General features: G+C 43.9%; 17 protein-coding genes. 12 read left to right on the forward strand and 5 right to left on the reverse strand.

All coding sequences use genetic code 11. The features are described 5' to 3' along the window. Positions 1 to 7: 7 nt before the first annotated feature. The 3 genes from IHV80_RS07850 to IHV80_RS07860 form a co-directional block, all read right to left on the reverse strand. Positions 8 to 1675, reverse strand: coding sequence for a 4Fe-4S binding protein (locus IHV80_RS07850; RefSeq protein ID WP_192890664.1), 1668 nt, complete (start codon positions 1673 to 1675; stop codon positions 8 to 10). A 301-nt stretch (positions 1676 to 1976) separates the two neighbouring features. Further along, positions 1977 to 2666, reverse strand: a complete 690-nt coding sequence (locus IHV80_RS07855; protein ID WP_192890665.1) for a DUF3306 domain-containing protein — start codon at positions 2664 to 2666, stop codon at positions 1977 to 1979. Next, a complete protein-coding gene (locus IHV80_RS07860) occupies positions 2656 to 3120 on the reverse strand; it encodes a DUF3305 domain-containing protein (RefSeq protein WP_192890666.1) in 465 nt (154 codons plus the stop codon). Before IHV80_RS07860 ends, IHV80_RS07855 begins: the two co-directional genes overlap by 11 nt. 356 nt (positions 3121 to 3476) lie before the next feature. Here IHV80_RS07860 and fdhD point away from each other — a divergent pair, with 356 nt between their 5' ends. The 10 genes from fdhD (at position 3477) to IHV80_RS07910 (ending at position 13508) form a co-directional block, all read left to right on the forward strand. Beyond that, positions 3477 to 4301 (forward strand): formate dehydrogenase accessory sulfurtransferase FdhD, encoded by an 825-nt coding sequence (gene fdhD, locus IHV80_RS07865; protein WP_192890667.1) that lies wholly within the window; start codon positions 3477 to 3479, stop codon positions 4299 to 4301. A 361-nt stretch (positions 4302 to 4662) separates the two neighbouring features. Further along, positions 4663 to 5616: an MBL fold metallo-hydrolase gene (locus IHV80_RS07870; RefSeq protein ID WP_192890668.1), complete on the forward strand. Its 954-nt coding sequence runs from the start codon at positions 4663 to 4665 to the stop codon at positions 5614 to 5616. Then, positions 5606 to 5920, forward strand: coding sequence for a hypothetical protein (locus IHV80_RS07875; RefSeq protein ID WP_192890669.1), 315 nt, complete (start codon positions 5606 to 5608; stop codon positions 5918 to 5920). Before IHV80_RS07870 ends, IHV80_RS07875 begins: the two co-directional genes overlap by 11 nt. Before the next feature lie 116 nt (positions 5921 to 6036). After that, entirely contained in the window at positions 6037 to 6921 is an 885-nt protein-coding gene (locus IHV80_RS07880; RefSeq protein ID WP_192890731.1) for a DUF692 domain-containing protein, read from the forward strand. After that, on the forward strand, positions 6914 to 7678 hold the full coding sequence (locus tag IHV80_RS07885) for an HvfC/BufC family peptide modification chaperone (RefSeq protein WP_192890670.1): 765 nt from the start codon (positions 6914 to 6916) through the stop codon (positions 7676 to 7678). The genes IHV80_RS07880 and IHV80_RS07885 overlap by 8 nt, the downstream gene beginning before the upstream one ends. Then, complete coding sequence (locus IHV80_RS07890; RefSeq protein ID WP_086711406.1) at positions 7678 to 8286, forward strand: HvfX family Cu-binding RiPP maturation protein; 609 nt, start codon at positions 7678 to 7680, stop codon at positions 8284 to 8286. The genes IHV80_RS07885 and IHV80_RS07890 overlap by 1 nt, the downstream gene beginning before the upstream one ends. 155 nt (positions 8287 to 8441) lie before the next feature. Then, the gene (locus IHV80_RS07895) at positions 8442 to 10058 is read left to right on the forward strand and encodes a cytochrome ubiquinol oxidase subunit I (RefSeq protein WP_192890671.1); all 1617 of its coding nucleotides are present in this window, start codon (positions 8442 to 8444) and stop codon (positions 10056 to 10058) included. Between the two features lie 9 nt (positions 10059 to 10067). Continuing rightward, entirely contained in the window at positions 10068 to 11204 is a 1137-nt protein-coding gene (gene cydB, locus IHV80_RS07900; protein ID WP_192890672.1) for a cytochrome d ubiquinol oxidase subunit II, read from the forward strand. Between the two features lie 26 nt (positions 11205 to 11230). Continuing rightward, the gene (cydX, locus tag IHV80_RS07905) at positions 11231 to 11335 is read left to right on the forward strand and encodes a cytochrome bd-I oxidase subunit CydX (RefSeq protein ID WP_192890673.1); all 105 of its coding nucleotides are present in this window, start codon (positions 11231 to 11233) and stop codon (positions 11333 to 11335) included. A gap of 283 nt (positions 11336 to 11618) precedes the next feature. Continuing rightward, positions 11619 to 13508 (forward strand): methyl-accepting chemotaxis protein, encoded by a 1890-nt coding sequence (locus IHV80_RS07910; protein WP_192890674.1) that lies wholly within the window; start codon positions 11619 to 11621, stop codon positions 13506 to 13508. A gap of 172 nt (positions 13509 to 13680) precedes the next feature. On the opposite strand, the gene IHV80_RS07915 is transcribed toward IHV80_RS07910, so the two are convergent. Beyond that, entirely contained in the window at positions 13681 to 15264 is a 1584-nt protein-coding gene (locus IHV80_RS07915) for an ABC-F family ATPase (RefSeq protein WP_017107090.1), read from the reverse strand. Between the two features lie 461 nt (positions 15265 to 15725). Here IHV80_RS07915 and IHV80_RS07920 point away from each other — a divergent pair, with 461 nt between their 5' ends. Continuing rightward, complete coding sequence (locus IHV80_RS07920; RefSeq protein ID WP_192890675.1) at positions 15726 to 18071, forward strand: ATP-binding protein; 2346 nt, start codon at positions 15726 to 15728, stop codon at positions 18069 to 18071. A 1-nt stretch (position 18072) separates the two neighbouring features. Beyond that, a complete protein-coding gene (locus IHV80_RS07925) occupies positions 18073 to 18960 on the forward strand; it encodes a mechanosensitive ion channel family protein (protein ID WP_192890676.1) in 888 nt (295 codons plus the stop codon). 156 nt (positions 18961 to 19116) lie between these two features. Here IHV80_RS07925 and IHV80_RS07930 read toward each other — a convergent pair whose 3' ends face one another. Beyond that, complete coding sequence (locus IHV80_RS07930; protein WP_192890677.1) at positions 19117 to 20736, reverse strand: methyl-accepting chemotaxis protein; 1620 nt, start codon at positions 20734 to 20736, stop codon at positions 19117 to 19119. Positions 20737 to 20770: the final 34 nt, after the last annotated feature.

The raw sequence follows: 20770 nt of genomic DNA on the forward strand, positions 1-20770 counted from the left end.
CCAACTCCTAGTATTTCAATTGTTTCAATGGGTCTTGAGCCATTGAATCGAACATGTCCACGACACGACAGTCTTCACACATCGCAATACGATTAATTGCTGTCTCATCTGAGAAATGAGAGTGACCACGTAACTTGTTCTGTAGCATGTCAATCATAGACTGAGGTGCGAATGGTTTATGACAACGTAAACATTCCGCGGCTTTCTCTTCATGAATCACAACCGCTTGTTGACGTTCTTCTTTCACCCAATTCATACGAGGTGTCAGAGTGAGAACATTCTCAGGACATGCCTTTTCACACAGACCACATTGAATACAGTCTTGTTCGACAAACTTAAGTGATGGAGAAGCACCATCGGTATGCAGAGCACGTGTTGGACACACAGCCACACAACTCATACACAAAGTACAATCTTTGCTTTCACACGAAACCGTGCCGTATGGCGCATTTGAAGGAAGCTCAACAATGTTCTCAACTGGAATACGAGACGAAGACATCGCATCAAGTGCAGTAAACAAGCGTTGACGCTTATTGCCTTGGAGATCGCCAAGTGCAAGGTCGAACGAGTCAACACATAGTGTTGGAGGACCTTCACGTAGAGATTCTAAGTACAGAATGTCGATGGTTTCTTTCGGAATACCGATTTGGTCTAGTAGCTCTTGAGCGATCCCTACTTCATTATTCAGAACACGAATGATCGTTTCTGGCATAAAGCGAGATGCAGCAAACAGAACCTGAGTCGCACCATTTACTAGCGCTGCAAACCAAGTATCGATACCAATCGAAGGCAGTTCTTCCACAACAATCGGAATCACGTTATCCGGCAGTGCTTTGAGCGCCATCACATTGTAGGTTTCATGACGTGAGCTACAGATAAGCACTATAGGATCCAGACCGCCCGCTTGCTCATAGTTAGCTAGCGTACGTTCAATGAACTTTTGAGTATCGTCAGGGTTTGGAAGTGCATAGGTAATGGCTTCAGTAGGACAGCTCGTTGCACAAGTTCCCACGCCTTGACATAGGTAAGGATTAATCTCGATCTTGTGACCCGTTTTGTCTGAGCCTTCACTTGACAGTGCGCCAGCAGGACAAGCATCAACACAACGCTCACAACCTTTAACGCCACGAGAACTGTGCGCACATAGGTCGGTGTCCAAACGGAAGAATTTTGGCTTATCAAACGTGCCCATTAACGTTGGAATCTCTTCTAACGCTTCAGCCAGTTTTGGATAGCCGCGCCCTACTGGGTAATAACCAGGAACAGGCACTTCTTCTGCCATACAGCTACTTAGGCATAAATCCAAAACCACATCAAAGCAGTCATGATTAATTGCCACTTTCGCTAGGTTGTTGGTTAGGCCTTTGCTTTCGATAAGAACTTCGAACGTACCAAGGAAACCAGAAACTTGAACTGCGTTCGCATAGTAAAGCTCTGACTCAGTATTTGTCGCTTTCACACCGTCGGTTGAAAGCAGTGTCAGGCTTGTTAACTGAGGCAATTGCGCCGCAGCACTTTCGATGATCGCAGTTGGACCAATAATTAGCGTATTACCACCGCTTTCATAACTGACTGTCGGTGGAATTAGGTTTGTTAACTCAACTGTATTTTCAAATGCATACAGCCTTGCTTTAGCGTTATTTGAAGTTGCTTGTTCTAATAATTGTTTAAGCATTGCTCAGTTCCATCTTTGGACATGGATAATCTGTTCAACCTTCATTGTAGTAAGCGATAGAGAACTTGCTGAGTAATCGGTTAACAACTAATGGCTTCGTTAGCTATTCACTATCCAGTCAACTCTAAATCAGGCTATCTACAAAAAAGTCGATAATGACGATATTTAGCAAATGCCATGCCAATTTAATAATTCATTATTTTCAAGGAATTAGCGTAATTTGTAGTTTGTTAAGCTTATGAAAAAGCCGCTTGGGACATTTTGTCGCAAGCGGCTCATTGAGTGTTTAGTCAAAATGTACCTATTCTTTGTGTGGTATATTTTGTCCCACCTCTTTTAGGTCATCTTCGATAGTCACAGTATCATTATCGCTGGGGACTGTGTTTTTATACAGTTCTTTTTCTTCCTCGACAATTTCGTCACTTTCGCTAAGTTCTGATTCGCTCTTTTCCGCTTCATTAATAGAGTCATAAACCTCACCAGTTACAATTTCGTCTTCATTATCAGTAACTTGCTCAGTGGTGTTTGGTGTTTCTTCTTCTGTCTTGTCTTTTACCCAATCACGCAATGTTTCTGCGACGCCTTCAGAAAGAGACTTCAAATTACTGTAATCATCGTCATAATCGTCTAAACCATCACGGACGTTAAACTCTTCTGAGAGAAATAATTTACGTAATGCGGCCTTTTTTACGCTTTCTGAAGCCTCTGACACCAATAATTGAGCAACAGATAGGTCTTCAGAGGCTTCTGATACCGTATCTTGGGAGTCAACAGCATGAACTTCTTCATCGCTTTCTAAAGCGTCAGTTTCTAAAGACTGAGGCGCTTCTGCCACAGCAGCGGATGAAAGATCAGTAGACGAAATCTCAGAAGATGAAGAATCGGAGGAAGTAAGTTCTGCATCCTCCAATGTTTGTTCATCTTCAAAAGGCTCGTCAGTGGATTCATCAAGCTTTCGTTGAGACCAACGGCTAAAAAAGTTAGTTGCCATTAGATCTACCCGCACCTTTACGTTTCTTACGTCTCGCTTCCAATAGCTCGCCATGACGGCCAATAAAGGCTTCCATCCAAGCCTGTACGGGCAAAGGAATGTCGTATGACAGAACTTGATTGTCTCCGTCCATATACTGCCCTGCAACGGACTGAGAAGCTGTCAGCAATTGAATGACGGGCTTAACACCTGAATCAACGTTATCCATCACTAAGAACAGTTTGGGTTGTTGGGAGCTTAAATTGAAACGGTAGTCAGTACGCTCGTCTTTGTGTAACTGAAGCAAACAAACGTCTTGGGCGTCATCTTCTGGTGACAGTTCAAACCCCGTTAATTCCCATTGAGTGGTTACCCAGATACCTGTTTTGATCTCTTTCTCTATTCTTTGGACACCTATTGGCCAAGCTGCTTCTGTTTTTTCATAGTGTTCTTTGAATTCTTTTATCTCAGACATACTTCACCCAATTGATTTTCTTTGGTCTGAATGTGCTTAGGACATTTTGTACTTAGCTCAATCATATAAGCGCTATAAAGCAATAAACACGCCAATACACGTTAACTTTTACCATCTTACATAATGGCTTTCGTTATTGAGTCGTATCTATAACGGTAGTCGATACACGTAAATTCAGACAACTCCACTCGGTGAACTCTCATATTTTGCGCTATTTTAATCGAATGCTTCATGTTTTCCTGAATACCCGTTATTTTGGAATAAGATTTGCTTTAAGCATGAGTTAAAGAATCGATTAACAAGATCGGCGTTAGACCCTCTTGTTACAACCCTATCTCATTAAGTAGGAAGTGATTGTGGTAAAACCAAACATAATAAAAACTAGCGAAAACCCACTTCAAACAATCGAAGTTGAAGTGTTTGATGAATATGGTGAGAAGCTAACCAAACAGATCGCTTGCGAACGCCCTCTTACCGTAATGTTGAACTGGAAAGAAATCGTAACCCTAATGACGCTCGGCTCACGCCCTGAATCTTTAGTCTTGGGTTATTTGAAGAACCAGAGCTTCCTTTCTGATCCTGAAGCGGTTGAATCTATCATCATCGATTGGGAAACCAGCTCTGCAGCGGTTATCACCAAAGAAGATACGAGCCAACTTGAGCAAGCGCTTAAGAAGAAGACAGTAACGTCTGGCTGTGGTCAGGGCACCATGTTTGGTAACGTAATGAAGCAGTTGGAAGATTATCAAGTGCCTCAGACTAAGATTAAGCAATCTGAAATTTACACGGCTTTAGAAGCGCTCACTCATTACAACGACACGTACAAGAAAGCTGGCGCGGTACATGGATGCGCTGTTTGCAAAGACGACAAGGTTCTATCGTTTGTTGAAGATGTAGGCCGACATAACGCGGTTGATACTCTGGCTGGTGAGATGTGGCTTAACAAAGAAGATGGCGCAGATAAGATCTTCTACACCACAGGTCGTCTAACCTCTGAAATGGTCATCAAAGTGGCTCAAATGGGTATTCCTGTTTTGCTATCACGTTCAGGCGTTACACAAATGGGCTTAGACTTGGCTCAGCAATTTGGCATCACGACCATTGCTCGCGCTAAAGGCCTGCGATTCCAAGTATTCACGGGCGCAGAGAAGATTGAATTCGATGTAAAAGGTGAACAGTAAGCTTCAAATAGCGCTTACCTAATTATTAATGGTGCAGTATCAGCTGCACCTTTTTTATGCTCTTCAGTTTCTATCCAAATTTAGTTTCTAATCAAATATCCCCCACTAATTTTTTAAAAAGCCGATAGTTTGGTCATGTCTTGAGCGGCTTTCCCTGTCGTAAATTATCTCGATATTTTTGTTCAGAAAACCTAAACGTTAATTTCAAAATAACTGGATATACGAAACGTTAACAATTCTTTATCTTGTGCTCCGTGAACAGAACGAAGCACGCACCAAACGTGCTGCTTAGCGAAAGTTTCACTTCTTTGAATGCTCACATCAAAGAAAACAAATAAAAAACAAAGAATTGGATAACAATATGAAACAGCCATTAAAAGCACTCGCGTTAGCGCTCGGATTGACGCTAGCAGCAAATAGTTATGCCATCGAAGTAAAGCCTGTTGATACAGATTTCACACTTCAGATACTCGGTTCGGGTGGTCCTATCTCAGATGACTTACGCGCATCATCTGGAGAGATCATTTGGTGGAAAGGCAAGTCACGTATCATGATCGATGCTGGCGGCGGTGTTTATCTCCGTTTTGGTCAAGCAGGAGCGAAGCTCGAAGACCTTGACTTCATGGGTATCACTCACTTCCACACAGACCATGTGAATGATCTACCTGCACTTCTTAAAGGTGGTTATTTCTTCGACCGAGATAGACCACTTGAAATTGCTGGTCCAACAGCAGGTTCTGCATTCCCTAGCCTCAACGGTTATTTCGAAGCGAATTTTGACCCTGACCATGGCGCATATGCTTACCTTGCTGGCTTATACGATGGAACCGATGGCTTATTCCCAGTCAATCTTACCGATGTTGACTACCAATCCGCAGTGCCAACCGTCGTTTACGAAAAAGATGGTTTAAAGATCACTGCTCTGGGTATTCCTCATGGTGACGTTCCATGCCTCGCTTACCGAATTGAAAGTGAAGAAGGCGTGATGGTGATTTCAGCCGACCAAAACGGTAGCAACCCTGCTTTCTTAGACTTCGCTCGTGGCGCTGACATCATGATGATGCCAATGGCGATTCATGAACAAGCCGATGGTGTCTCTTCATTCATGCACGCGAAACCTTCAGTTATCGGCAAAATTGCCCAAGAAATTAATCCAAAAATGTTGGTGCTTAATCACTGGATGGGTTTAGGACTCAAGCTTAAGTCTGAATCAGTGAAGATTGTGCGTGAATACTACGATGGGCCAATCATGTCTGGTCGCGACCTTGCGAGCTTCCCTATGTCTGCTGTAAAGGATCAAGAAAATGAACAATAAAATCGCATTATCAATCGCTCTTACCTCAGCGATAAGTCTTCATTCTGCAATGGCTTTTGCCGATGCTCCAGCAGAAGCCCCCGTTGAAGCCAAAGCATCGTCTGGTCACGGTGGTAAATGTGCCGCAGGTAAGTGTGGTACTGAGAAGCGCTTTGAAAAAACAGAGCTCACTACCAACCCACAAGACCGTTTAGTACGTGCTCGTGATGGTAAATGTGGTCTAACCGGCGAAGGCACATCACCAAGTAAAGAACGCATGATCTTGGTGAATAGCAAGGTAACCGGTGGTGTATGTGGCCAGTAGAAACCTATAAAGCCAAAGGCTCGTCATCGAGTGACGCTCATTCGTCAAGTAATAGAGCGCTAAACAACCGAGCTTCAAGAGACAGAACTTCAAAAAATAGAGAGTTAATCCCTAACGTGCGAACCATTCAAAATACAGACAAAGGCATTGGGTTGCGAAGTGAGCATATTGAATTGCTCGCTTGCTCCCCTAAGCACCCTGATATTGATTTTTTAGAGTTGGCTCCTGAAAACTGGATGAGCATAGGCGGACTTAAGCGCGAACAACTACAGGATATAGCGAAGCAATACCCTTTGATCGCACACGGTTTAAGCTTATCCATTGGAGATTGTCAGCCTCTTAATACCAAGTTTGTACGTCAAGTTGGTCAGTTTCTCGATGATTTGAATATCGAAGTGTATAGCGAACACTTGAGCTTCTCTCGCGATAGCCAAGGGTATCTCTATGAACTGTTACCCGTGCCACGTCGAGCTGAAAACCTTGGCTACTTGGCTGACAGGATCATGCAAGTCCAAGACATCATTCAACGTCCTCTAGTGATGGAGAACATCTCCTATTATCACGATTACGGAGACGAGATGCCTGAGGGTGAGTTTATCAGTGAAATAGCAAGTCGCAGTGGCTGCGAGTTGTTGGTCGACATAAACAATCTCTACGTTAATAGCCAAAACCATCACTTTGATGCGGTAGAGATGCTTAAAGCGTTACCAAGTGAAGCCATTCGTTATTACCACATTGCAGGGCATTTAGTGGAGAGTGACAAATCGGTTGAAAGTAACAGCTCGCTACTTGATACCCATGGTATGGAGGTGCAGCAAGCTGTGATTGACTTGGCGAGGTATACCTTCTCTCTCCATGGCAGTAAACCGTTATTGCTAGAGAGAGACAACAACGTACCGCCTTTGGTTGTACTCACTGAGGAGTTGCGAACTATACACAGTCAAGTGTTGGACGCCGGTGTTGTTCATCGACCTTCAAATCAGGAGTTGGTGTATGCATAACCCGCCAAGCATGATGATGACGCAAACAGAGGCCTTGACCGCCTTAATACGCTCCCCTCTAGAAGACAATTCACTGTGTCGTTACAGCGAGTTTATTAGAGATAACGTGTTCAGTGTGTTGAACAACACTTTCCCGTTGTTTTGTCAGCAAGTCGACCAAGACCAATTATTGATGTTGGTTGATGAGTTCGTCGTTGTGCATTACGCATCAGAGCCGGAGTTTCATCATATTGCGACCGAGTTTGTGAGTTTCATTCAACGTCGAACTCAGCCAATAGACAACTCTAGTTTAATTGCGGGTTACGAGCTTACTTCCGATCAATTAGCGGTATTGGAATACGAATGGTGCGCGTTCGGCGTTGAAATCGACTCAACAAAACAAGCGTCGCGTTTGGGTCGGGCTGATGAGCTTCTCGGGGAGGAAGAGCATCAGAAATTGCGCGTATTACTGAATGAGACAATGAAACTCGTGCAGGTGCCTTTCCTTGTCCATGGTGAGTCACTGACGTTTTTAACACAAAGGCGTCACCCCGTTTATTACGCGATTTACCGAGATTCAGGCCAACGCGTTAACACATTAAAACTAAGAGAAATAGATGTGGCGATCATTCAAATGATTCAGCTACAACCAAATCAAACTCTCGCCAATATTAAAGAAAAGATAGCTCAACAGTTGGCAAGATTTGAGTTTATTAATTGGGTTGAACATTTCACAGCAGTTGAATTGCTTTGTGTTCACTCTTTAGGAGAAAAATAATGATTAAGTCAGCACTCAATTGGTTCGATTCAATCTTCGAAAAATGTAAAAAATTCGATTACCTAGTCCTTCTTTCCGTTCGTTTGTATCTGATTCCAGTGATTTTCGTCGGTGCCCGCTCAAAAGTCTTGGGGTTCGCAGGCACGGTTGCTTGGTTTGGTGCGTCAACTGCAGATGGTGGACTTAACCTTCCCTTCCCTGAGTTATTGGCGTTTCTTGCAGCCGCAACGGAAGTACTAGGGTGTATTTGTATCGCATTAGGTCTTTTCACTCGTGTGATTTCTATTCCTATGATTTTCATGATGAGTGTTGCAAGTGCGATGGTTCACTGGAAACACGGTTGGGACGCTATTGCTACTGGTGGCATGGAATCAACCATTCGTTTAAATGGTTTTATCGAGTGGTTGTCCGTTAACTTCCCAGGCCGCTATAACTACATTACCGAACTGGGTGACCCGGTAATGCTGAATAACGGCATGGAATTCGCCGGAACTTACTTTGTCATGCTACTTGTACTGTTGGTTTACGGCGGTGGTCGCTACGTGAGCGTGGATTACTGGCTACGTAAACGCTTTGCAAACAAACAAACTAAAGCTCTTCGCTGGTAACTGATTTCTTCAAGCTTAATTTAAATATCAACACCTCAATTCAAAGGCGATAAACGCATTTTGAGTTGAGTAAATCACTTCTAATTAGTTATCTCTAATTACCATCTTATAATCTCTAATCTCACCCGTCACATTGGTGGCGGGAAGGAGTTTCTATGCTTACAGATGTCGTCGATCTGTCGCGGTTTCAATTCGCAAGTACCGCTCTCTATCATTTTATATTTGTTCCCCTAACCATTGGTCTCTCGGTTTTACTCGCCGTGATGGAATCATTGTATGTAATGACCAACAAAACTATCTACAAGGACATGACCAAGTTTTGGGGTAAATTATTCGGTATCAACTTCGCCATCGGTGTTGCTACTGGTTTAACGATGGAATTCCAGTTTGGTACTAACTGGGCTTATTACTCCCATTATGTGGGCGACATATTTGGCGCCCCACTCGCTATTGAAGCGCTTGTTGCGTTTTTCTTAGAGTCGACCCTCGTCGGGATGTTCTTCTTTGGTTGGGACAAGCTTTCAAAGCGTCAACACTTGTCTGTAACGTGGTTGACGGCCTTAGGTTCAAATTTCTCCGGTTTATGGATCTTAATGGCCAATGGCTGGATGCAAAACCCGGTTGGCGCAGAGTTTAATTTCCAAACCATGCGTATGGAGATGACTGATTTTATCGAAGTTATCTTTAACCCTGTAACCCAAGTGAAGTTCGTTCATACGGTTGCGGCTGGTTACACAACGGGTGCGTTATTTATCATGGGGATCAGCGCCTACTACATGCTGAAAGGACGAGACTTACCATTTGCTCGTCGTTCATTTGCAGTAGCGAGTGCATTTGGCATGGCTGCCATCGTCTCTACCGTGATGCTTGGCGATGAATCTGGTTATGAACTTGGTGATGTGCAACAAGTGAAATTGGCTGCTATCGAAGCAGAATGGCACACAGAGGAAGCTCCAGCTTCATTCACGTTGTTTGGTTTCCCTAATCAAGAAACAATGGAGACGGACTACGCAATTAAGATCCCATATGTGATGGGTATTATCGCAACGCGTTCCCTGGATACGCCAGTCATCGGTATTCATGATCTACTAGCAAAAAATGAAGAGCGTGTTCGAAACGGTATCTTAGCGTATGGATTGTTAGAGAAACTCCGTTCTGGTGACAAGTCCCAGCAAAATATCGATGAGTTTGAAACGGTTAAGCACGATTTGGGCTATGGACTGTTAGTTAAGAAATACAGTGACACCGTTGTAGACGCGACAGAGCAACAGATCAAACAGGCGGCTAAAGATACTATCCCAACGGTTGCCCCATTGTTCTGGAGCTTCCGCCTTATGGTCGTGTGCGGCGTATTGATATTCGCAATAATCGGTCTTTCTTTTGTCCAAATTTGCCGTCGTAAAATTGGTACCAGTCGCTGGTTACTGAAAGCGACAGTATGTGCGATCCCACTGCCTTGGATTGCATGTGAAGCGGGTTGGTTTGTGGCTGAGTATGGTCGTCAACCCTGGGCTATCGGCGAAATCCTTCCAGTAAACATGGCGGCTTCTAACCTACCCGCTTCGAGTTTGTGGATCTCTATCGGGTTAGTTTACGTGCTTTATACGTTCTTCCTGATTGTCGAAATGTTCTTGATGGTTAAATTCGCAAAACTGGGACCAAGCGCTTTGAAAACGGGTCGTTACCATCATGAACAATCAAACAACGAACTAGCTTCTTCAGAAACTAAAAATAGACAGAATCAACTAGATAAATCTATTGATCTTCATTAAGGAATTCAGATGTTTGATTATGAAAATCTTCGCCTGTTCACGTGGGCTATTATTGGGGTGTTGTTGATCGGTTTTATTATTACCGACGGCTTCGACATGGGTGTTGCAGCGTTACTGCCAGTGTTAGGAAAATCCGAAGTAGATCGCCGAGTCATGATTAACTCGATTGCGCCTCACTGGGATGGAAACCAGGTATGGTTGGTGACAGCCGGTGGTGCAATTCTAGCAATATGGCCAGCCGTTTATGCGGCAGCGTTTTCCGGGTTTTATTTAGCAATGATATTGGTTCTAGCGACATTATGGTTAAGACCGCTAGGTATGGAGTATCGAGCTAAAATAGATAATCCAAAATGGAAAAAGGCTTGTGATACCGCATTAATCGTAAGCGGCTCTATTCCACCGGTTATCTTTGGTGTTGGCTTCGGTAACTTGTTAATTGGTGTTCCGTTCGAATTTAACGAACTGTTAATGATGACATACCACGGTGGTTTCTGGGATCTATTAACCCCCTTCCCAATACTCTGTGGTTTGGTGAGCTTAGCAATGGTCATCACGCAAGGTGCTGCGTTCTTACAAATGAAAACGACGGGTGATCTAAAGTTACGAGCACAAAGAGTTATCGTATGTATGGCATTTGTGAGCGCTGGACTATTTGCGGCTGGCGGCTTATTTGCTTACACATTACCGGGCTATCTCATTACAAGCCCTATCGTAACTGATGCCGTTTCTAACCCATTGCTGAAGCATGTCGTAAAATTTGATGACTTGCTGCTACATAACTACGAAACCCACCCGTTACTATGGGTTATTCCTGCCCTTGGTGTCATCGGAATGCTGGGTTGTGTATTGATGACACGACTTAATCGTGCAGGGTTCGCCTTCGTATCTTCAAGCTTATCGCTGGCGTGTATTGTCCTGACTGCAGGCGTTGCTTTGTTCCCGATGATCATGCCGTCTAGCTTGATCCCTTCACACAGTTTAACGCTGTGGGATGGAACATCGAGCCAATTAACACTGAGTATTATCTCTGTTGTCGCAGTTATCGTAGTGCCAATTATTTTAGGTTACACAACATGGTGTTACTACAAAATGTTCGGCCGAATAGACAGTCAATACATTCACGATAACAGCTCGTCTCTGTATTAATTAAAGATGAAATAGGAGGATAACCTATGTGGTATTTATGTTGGGTGTTAGGCGTATTGCTAGCAAGTGCGTTTGGAATTATTAATGCGCTTTGGCTAGAACACACTGATTTTCTCGATCCAAAAGACTAGCACTGACCTGCGATGACTTTTAATGCTCCATTTGAGCCATCGCAGGATTCACAATTTAAAAGCCTTCACTAAACGTTGTGAGGGCTTTTTATTTATCTAATCGTAACTAAGAAATACTGGTTGATATTTCATTCAAACAAATGGCCCATAGTGACTTTTACTGTAATTGAATCTTGCTTTAATAACCTCATAAGCTATTAGTTACATATCCATCATTTGAATATATCGATTAATTATAAAACATAGATGGATATGAAACGTCATCGGCTAAAGGGAGTTAACCATGAGTAATTCACCGGAACCTCAGTATCGTTCTATGTCTCTTTCAATACGCAGCAAGTTTATTCTAATCAACCTCACCCTATTTGTTTCTGTTTTTATCTATGCCATCTATGAGCAGTTTAGCTTAGATAAGCTAGAGTCCTTGGAACGTGCTGCGACTGAAAACCTTAGAAGCTCAGTCGATCTATTAACGTTGAGACGGCATGAGAAAGATTTTTTATCACGTCACGATCAAAAATACGCAGAACGCTTCGACAAAACGGCTAACACCTTGAATCAACGACTGGTTACTTTGAACCAAACCTTAGCCTCACTCGAGCTTGATCTGTCAGATCAAATGACAAGGATCTCTGATACGCTGAACCAATATCAAAAGCAGTTTCATCAGATTGTTGGACAAGTGAATGATATCGAACGCAAAACCATGCCTCTCGGTTTTGTTACCGCACTGGACGGTGAAAGAACCGCGTTAAAATCCGCTATCGAAGCCGAGTCAAGTTTAACGCTTGAGCTTGCGCTGTTAGAGCTGATTGAAAAAGACTTCCATTATCTCGCTCATACCAATGATCAAACTAATGTAGCATTAGCCACAGCACTTAAAGAATTTGAACCCTATTCCCAGACGTCTATTGCTACAGAGCAAGCTTATTCGAACTACAAAACCGCTGTAGAAACTCTGCTACTTGCCAATACAAGACTAGGGTTGTCAGCCGAGCTTGGTCTTCGAGGCGCGCTACGTAGCAATGTTCATCAAACGGAACAAGCCATTGACGAGGTACAAAGTGAGATAAGCCAAGCGATTACAGCGGCAAGTACACACACCAAAAATATGCTGCATCTTTTTGGCGCAGCTATCGTCGCCCTGCTTTCTCTGTTGTTAGTATTCATTGGTCGCAACATACTCGGGCGTATTAAGGCCATTAATGTGATGATGGAATCAATTGCTCATGGAGATGGTGACCTAACTGTTCGTATGAACGCAAAAGGCAACGACGAGCTCGCGCAACTTGCTCACTCGTTCGATACCTTCATCAACAAGCTGCACGGCAACATAAAAGAGCTGTCGAGTGTCATGACGGTGCTGACAGACAGCTCATGCAGCTCTGAAGAAGCGGCAATCAAAAGTATGAGTAATGCTGAAAAGCAGAAGCAACAATCTGAATCAGTAGCAACGGCAGTTAATGAATTGGTGATGACAAGTAATGAAGTGACGGCAAACATCGAAAACGCAGCGTTAAACGCTGAAAAAATCAAAGACAATGCACATCAGGCGTTGCAAGAAACCCACGCAACCAATGACAGCATTAATGTGCTAGCTGAGAACATTGCAGAATCTCAAAACCTAATTGTTCAGCTCGAAGACCAGAGTCGCGAAATCAATCAAGTTGTTACTACGATTCAAGGTATAGCGGAACAAACTAACCTACTCGCGCTAAATGCGGCTATAGAAGCTGCGCGTGCTGGTGACCATGGTCGTGGGTTTGCAGTCGTGGCGTCTGAAGTGAGAGAGCTTTCGCTAATGACCAACGATTCAACCCATCAAATTGAATCGACCATTCATGGCCTAACGTCGGGAATAGCAAAAACAGTCGCTAAGATGTCAGTAAGCTTAGAACAAACAGGGTTAGTCAAACACCAAACCAAAGACGTGGTGAATGCGATTGAAGGAATACACTTTCAAGTCGGGGAAATGTTCGACTTGAACAGCCAGATTGCCACGGCGTCTGAAGAGCAATCCATGGTATCTGCGGAGATTGACCGCAACATCACCGATATCGCGCACCTAGCGAGTGATACTCATACTGTGGTGTCAGGGTCTGTTCGTTGCAGCGAGCAAGTATCAAACGTGAGTGTGAAGCTAGAGAAGATAGTGGCGCAGTTTAAGTATTGATTAGCAATGAGTAGTTGAGATCAACTACTCGACTTATTTGATATTAAAACGATGATGTGAAAAAACCGATATAAAGATAAACAAAAGGCCTCTATCTTAATCATAAAGATAGAGGCCTTTTTAATCAGGGATACGCACTAACGTTGTATTACGTATTCATGTTTAATGCGTACTAAGCGCGTGCTTTCAAGAACTCTGCGTAAGTACCGCGGAAGTCGTTGATCTTGCCGTCTTTGATTTCAAGAACACGAGTCGCTAGAGAGTCTACGAATACGCGGTCATGAGATACGAAGAACAATGTGCCTTTGTAGTTCTCAAGAGCCAAGTTAAGCGCTTCGATAGATTCCATATCCATGTGGTTCGTTGGTTCATCCATTAGAAGGATGTTTGGCTTGTGCATCATGATCTTGCCAAGAAGCATACGACCTTGCTCACCACCAGAGATAACCTTTACAGATTTCTTGATGTCGTCTTGGCCAAATAGCATACGACCAAGGAAGCCGCGAACAACTTGCTCGTCTTCGCCTTCTTGACGCCATTGGCTCATCCAATCAAACAGGTTCATGTCTTTTTCAAAATCATGTGCGTGATCTTGAGCGTAGTAACCGATGTTTGAGTTTTCAGACCATTTGTACTCACCTTCGCGCGCTTCTAGAGCACCCGCTAGTGTGTTAAGTAGCGTTGTTTTACCTACGCCATTCTCACCGATGATAGCAACACGCTCACCAACTTCGAAAATTGCATCGAACTTGTTGTATAGGTCTTCTTCAAAACCTTGAGCCAAGTTTTCAACCACAAGTGCGTTACGGAATAGTTCTTTAGACTGTTCGAAACGGATAAATGGGTTTTGACGGCTAGACGCTTTAACTTCGTCTAGTTGAATCTTGTCGATCTGTTTAGCTCGAGACGTTGCTTGCTTCGCTTTAGATGCGTTAGCAGAGAAACGAGAAACGAACGTTTGAAGTTCAGCAATTTGTGCTTTCTTCTTCGCGTTATCAGAAAGTAGACGTTCACGAGCTTGCGTCGCTGCTGTCATGTACTCATCGTAGTTACCAGGGAACAGACGAAGTGCACCGTAATCAAGGTCAGCCATGTGTGTACAAACTGAGTTTAGGAAGTGACGGTCATGCGAAATGATGATCATTGTGCAGTTACGTTGGTTAAGCGTATCTTCCAACCACTTAATTGTATCCATATCCAGGTTGTTCGTTGGTTCGTCAAGAAGCATGATGTGCGGGTCTGCAAACAGTACTTGAGACAATAGAACACGAAGTTTCCAACCCGGTGCTACTTCGCTCATTAGACCGAAGTGCAGTGATTCTTCAATACCTACAGCAAGAAGAAGCTCACCCGCTTTCGCTTCTGCCATGTAACCGTCCATTTCAGCGAACTGAACTTCAAGATCAGCTACTTTCATGCCGTCTTCTTCGCTCATTTCAGGCAAAGAGTAAATGCGGTCACGCTCTTGCTTAATAGCCCAAAGCTCTTTGTGACCCATGATAACCGTGTCGATTACCGTGAATTCTTCGTAAGCAAATTGGTCTTGGTTTAGTTTAGCTACGCGCTCGTTTGGATCGTAGCTTACGTTACCAGCACTTGGTTCAAGTTCACCTGATAGGATCTTCATGAACGTCGATTTACCACAGCCATTCGCGCCGATTAAACCGTAACGGTTACCTTCGCCGAACTTAACTGAAATATTTTCGAAAAGTGGCTTAGCGCCGAATTGTTGAGTGATATTTGCTGTGGAGATCAATGCCTTTACCTTTTTAATGTGAAAAACGCCGCAACGGTACTTCTTCGGGGCTTTAACTTCAAGTATTGATTGCAATTACAGGCCATTAAGTGAGTGATAACCTAGCCAAATCATAATTTGAGCTGACTCACACTTTTGATTTTCTCTTTCTGTTCATAAAAACGCCACAATAAGTAAAATACAAAATAGCGAACAACCGCCGATAATGGGGTTTATATAACAGCTTAAATCCTGCCGCCAATTGAATATATCGCACGGCGCATCGTTACAACCTAACCTACTTTCAGCCTGTTTATTTACGGTACTGGCTGATGCTCAAATACTAGCCCAAACCCTGACAATTTCATGACAAAGACAAGAGAAACAGGAATAAAGTACTCGCCCCCGAGAAAGGGTTAGATTTCACAAAGCACCATTATCTAACTATAGTAATCCTAACCTCATAATTCTAAGAGACTTTTATGCGTTCACTATCGCGCTTCTTATTGTTCACTTTAGCCATGCTCTCTTGGCCTAGTCATGCCAACTTGGAATATGACTTGCAGTCACGCCCTCAGGTGTCCGACATTGCCCAAGATCTGGATCAACGCATCAATGCACTCCCCGACCCTCTGTTTATGGAGGCGGCAGATAAACGTAAGGTCAATGTTTTATTGGCTGAAGTGCTTCGAGTCCAAAACCAACAAATCGCAACCTTTGATCAACAGCTTCTGGATTATAGAAAAAACAGTGATGCGGATTTGTGGTTTGACGTTGAATCGAGCTACGTAACATTAAACAGTTTAAATGTGAGTAAGCAGCACTTACTTGAGCAGACCACTGCCGCAAACAGAGAGCGTCTAACGGGTTTTGGCCCTTATGGTGTAACGCAGTTTAAGCAAGAGTGGCGACTGACTAAGCTCAATGTCGAGTATTTGGTGTATTTTCAAACTCGTAGTTTCAAAGCGTTGATCACTGACATCTTCATTTCGCCGGTGCCCGTTATTTGGGCTTCTTTGAAAGTGCTGTTTATTTACTTTGCTTTAGTGTGGTGGTTATCAAACAGCACGCGCCTGATCGAATTGTTCCGAGTTAACTTTTTGGAAGCTAAACAAAATCCTCCTTTCTTGGTGCGTTTGATTTGGTACGTGAGCCGTGCCCATCGCGCGATAGCGTGGTTAATCGCGATTACTATTTCATTGCGCATTCTCTCAAGCATCCCGAGCTTACAACATCTGATTTTCCTAGAGATCTTTACGTGGTGGATTCTTGGTGGCTCGATAGCCATTAGCTTTATTCTGGAATTTGCGTTCCGTATTAGCCGAACTTCAAACAAAGAAGTCATTGCGCTGCGACTTTCAACGATTCGCCGTTATGTATGGAGTTTTATCGTTGCGGGTGTAATCCTTCAGATTTCAATTCGTACACTAGGAAAAGGCACGATTTACAGCTGGATCTACAGTGCGCTGTTCTTCTGGTTTGTTCTTGTGACTATCTCAGTATTGAGGCTATGGCGTGCGAAGGTGTTTGATGCGTTACATCATATTTCAGATCGCCCTGTGTGGGTTAATTGGGCGGTTAATCGCCAAGAGACCTTTATTCTCAATATTCTGGCAACCGCAATTGGTGTTGTGTGGCTAACGGTGTACACCTTCCAACATCGAATCATGGCGTTACTATCTGGTTATACCCTATTTAGCCAAGCGCTGGCTTACCTGTTCAGAATTGAAGTCGCGAAACAGTCCGACCTTGATAAAAATCAGCAGAATCTTGTAAGAATCAAAGGCGCCCAAACCTTTGAATACGTGCTGCCAGGTTCTATTGATAGTACTTTGATTGACTACGCGGGCGATGAAGTGAAACAACTCAATCGCTATCTGATGTCTGACAGCCCAGCGATTTGTATTGTGTCTGGTGAACGTGGTGTGGGCTCTACAACGCTGCTCTACACTTTGCTACATAAAGTCACCAACGCAGAGCCAATCTACGTTAGCTGCCCTTATGCCGGTTACAAAGAGCTTCTTTGCCACTTGGCTGTAAGTATCGGGCTAGAAGAAGAAGCGACAGAAATTCAGATTCTGGCTCACTTACGTAAAAGCGAAACCACTTATCTGATCGCGATCGACAACGCGCAACGACTTGTTAAACCTATGGTGGGCGGTCTATCGGATTTGATTCGCTTAACCAACTTACTGCGCCGATCTAAAAAGAATCACCGTGTGGTAATGTCGATTGCTAAATCAAGTTGGCGATTTGTGGATAGAGCTCGTGGCGAGCGTCTGCTGTTTGATTTCGTGTGTTTCTTACCTCGTTGGACTGAGAAGCAAATCGGTGAACTACTGACAAGCCGCATCAATACCGAGTTAGAAAAGCCGTTGTCGTTTGATGGATTGGTGGTTCCTAAACAATGGGATCAAGATGAGATGACAGAAGAAGAACGTGCGCGCCAAGGCTTCTATCGAATTCTATGGCATTACTCTGATGGTAACCCAACAGTGGCTCTGCGCTTCTTCCGTTTATCTCTTAATAGAAACAAAGACACCGACCAAGCTGTTGTTAGGCTTTTCCATGTGCCTGAAGCGCAAGAGTTAGAGAATATGCCTAAACCCATGTTGGCCGTGCTTCGCTCGATTGTTCAGCTCGAGATAGCCTCTCCTGAAGTTTTGTCTGACTGTACTCAGCTGAGTATTGCGGAGATTACGGGGATTCTGCGTTACTTCGAAAGTCGAGGTTACATTGGTTGGAGTGAAGAGAAGGCAAAGATTTCTGATCACTGGTTCCGCCACATTACGAACGTTCTCGACCGTCAACATCTCTTGGTGAAGTAAAATGAAGAAATTATTTGTCCTATTATTTGTTGGCTTAACGACTTCTGTGAGTTTTCCGACCTTCGCGACGGAAGAGTTGGCCAATGTAGAAAACATCTCGAAGATTGCGAGCTTAGTACGATGGAGTGGCGTATTTTTCTCCGCTATCGTCATTGCCGCAATGTGGTTGCTGCTTAAGTTCATCAATTCAATGGTAACCAGTTTCGGTAGTCAATTCGTCCAATATCGAATGCTGCTGCAAAAGCTTCAGTCGTTTATGCAGTTCTTCATCTATGTGAGTACGGGCCTGATCGTGTTTATGATGAGTTTCCGTATCAACGACCAAATACTGGCTCTGATTGGCGGTACCCTCGCCGTATCTGTTGGCTTTGCGCTTAAAGACTTGGCGGCTTCTTTCATCGCGGGTATCACCGTGATGATCGATAGACCTTTCCAAGTTGGTGACCGCGTCACGTTCGAAGGTAACTACGGCGACATTATCACTATCGGTTTACGTTCAGTGCGTATGAGAACGCTGAACGATGACATCATTACCATCCCGAACAACAAGTTCTTAAATGAAGTGACGACGAGCGGTAACTATGGTGCATTGGATATGCAGGTCGTGATCCCGTTTTACGTAGGAATGGATGAAGACATCACCCTAGCCCGTGACTTGATTCAAGAAGCCGCTTCTTCAAGCCGTTACATCCATTTGCCGAAGCCAGTTACTGTTCTGGTTAAACAAACCATTACCGACAACTATCTAGCAATACAACTTACCTGTAAGGCTTATGTGGTCGATACGGCGTATGAGAAATTGTTTGAAACTGATATTACCCTTCGAGTGATGAAAGAGTTTAAGAAACACAACATCAACCCACCGAAGATTTCAGTGACGGCACATTAACAAGATTGCTAGCTCTCCTATTGTTGGGTTATAAATAGGAGAGCTGGCAATCCAGTCATCTACAAACGAAAACACCTCCGAACCTATCTCAAGTACGGAGGTGTTTTTTTATGAGCTATGGGCGTATATTTTGCTCGGCAAAAACCTAGGTTGGGCTTAAACCTTAAAGTACTTCAACTGATCAGTAAGGTGCTCTGTGGTGTTGGCCATTTTCTGGCTGTCTTCTGCCAGTGACTGCGAAGCTTGCAGTACTTCGTTAGCCGCCAGGTGAATCCCAGTGACACTTTCACTCATTTCGGTTGCTACCGTGCTCTGTTGCTCCGAGGCTGCTGCAATTTGAGCCACCATGTCGTTGGCGTTGTGCAGCTCATTCACAATCACATCCAGTTGTTGGCGCGTTTCATTAGAGGCGACAACACTGTGATCCACTTTCTCGTTACTGCTTTGCATTGCTTTAAAGGTACGCTCGGCTTGCTGAGTGAGTTTCTCAATCGTCGCTTGAACTTCATTAGTCGAATTCTGAGTACGACTAGCTAGGTTACGAACTTCGTCTGCTACAACCGCGAACCCTCTTCCTTGCTCACCAGCACGTGCAGCTTCAATCGCCGCGTTAAGGGCTAATAAGTTAGTTTGTTCTGATACATCACGGATCACGCTGACCACTTGGCTTATCTCGCTAACACCGGATTGTAGGTCTCTTACCAATTCGTTAGCCGTAGAGATGTTCTCTGAAACTTGAGAGATGGTTTTAGATGTGACCTGCATGTTCTCATCGTTTTGGTTGGCATGATCGACGACTTTATTGGTGCTTGCGGCAGTGTTCTCTGCATTAACCGCGACATCTGAAATGGTGGCGCTCATTTCTGTCATCGCAGTAGACAATAATTCAAGCTGAGCATGTTGTGAGTTGACACTGGTCGCCGCCTCTTCACTCGCTTGAGCAATGTGACTTGCCATATTGCTCGATAGATCCGCAGATTCGTTGGCGACACGTAGCGTGCTTTGCAGCTTATCAAGCATAGTGTCGATCTGTTGGCTCATATCACCCAGCTCATCTTTGCGCGTCATGTTCATACGTACACGAAGGTCGCCATCGGCAATCTTATGGGTGTTATCGATAAGCTTATTGAGAGGCACAAGGATGTTATTGGATATCGCGTAGCCCATCGCAAACAGTAGGCCAGACAACACAACCGCAACCATCCCTTCTTTAATTGCCAACGCATAGAATGCATCTTGAATATCAGCGACCAATATTCCAGAACCTAGCACCCAGTTCCATTCAGGGAAAAGTTGTACGTACGATATCTTATCTTTCAACTCTCCATTCGGGCTCTTCCATTGGTAGTCAAGAAAGCCTTTCTGTTGTGCCGTTTGAGATATGGTCACCATCTCACGCCAGTGATACTTGCCCGCACCATCTCTTAAGTTACCCGCATTCTTGCCATTGAGTTCTGGCTTAAGGGGATGACTAATGATGTTGAGTTGTTGGTTTAAGATCCAAAAATAGTTGGTGCTGTCATAGCGAAGCGCCTCAATGGCTTGAAGTGCTTGTTTCTTTGCTGTCTCTTCGCCAAGAATATTTCGTTGGTCATAATAGTGTTGAGCTAAGCTGACCGCTGTTTCGACTTGAGCACTGAGTTTATCTTGCCGCTCTTCCATGGAGCTAGCGCGTTGTTGAATTAGATTAAAAGTGGATGCCATTACCAATAGAACAACCGATAAAATGACGATGGATACGAGTTTTAATTTGATAGATAAGTTACTTAATTTCATAGCTGACTGACTTTATTATTTGTTTTGATTATGG

The sequence above is a fragment of the Vibrio bathopelagicus genome (assembly GCF_014879975.1).
Lineage (GTDB): Bacteria > Pseudomonadota > Gammaproteobacteria > Enterobacterales > Vibrionaceae > Vibrio > Vibrio bathopelagicus.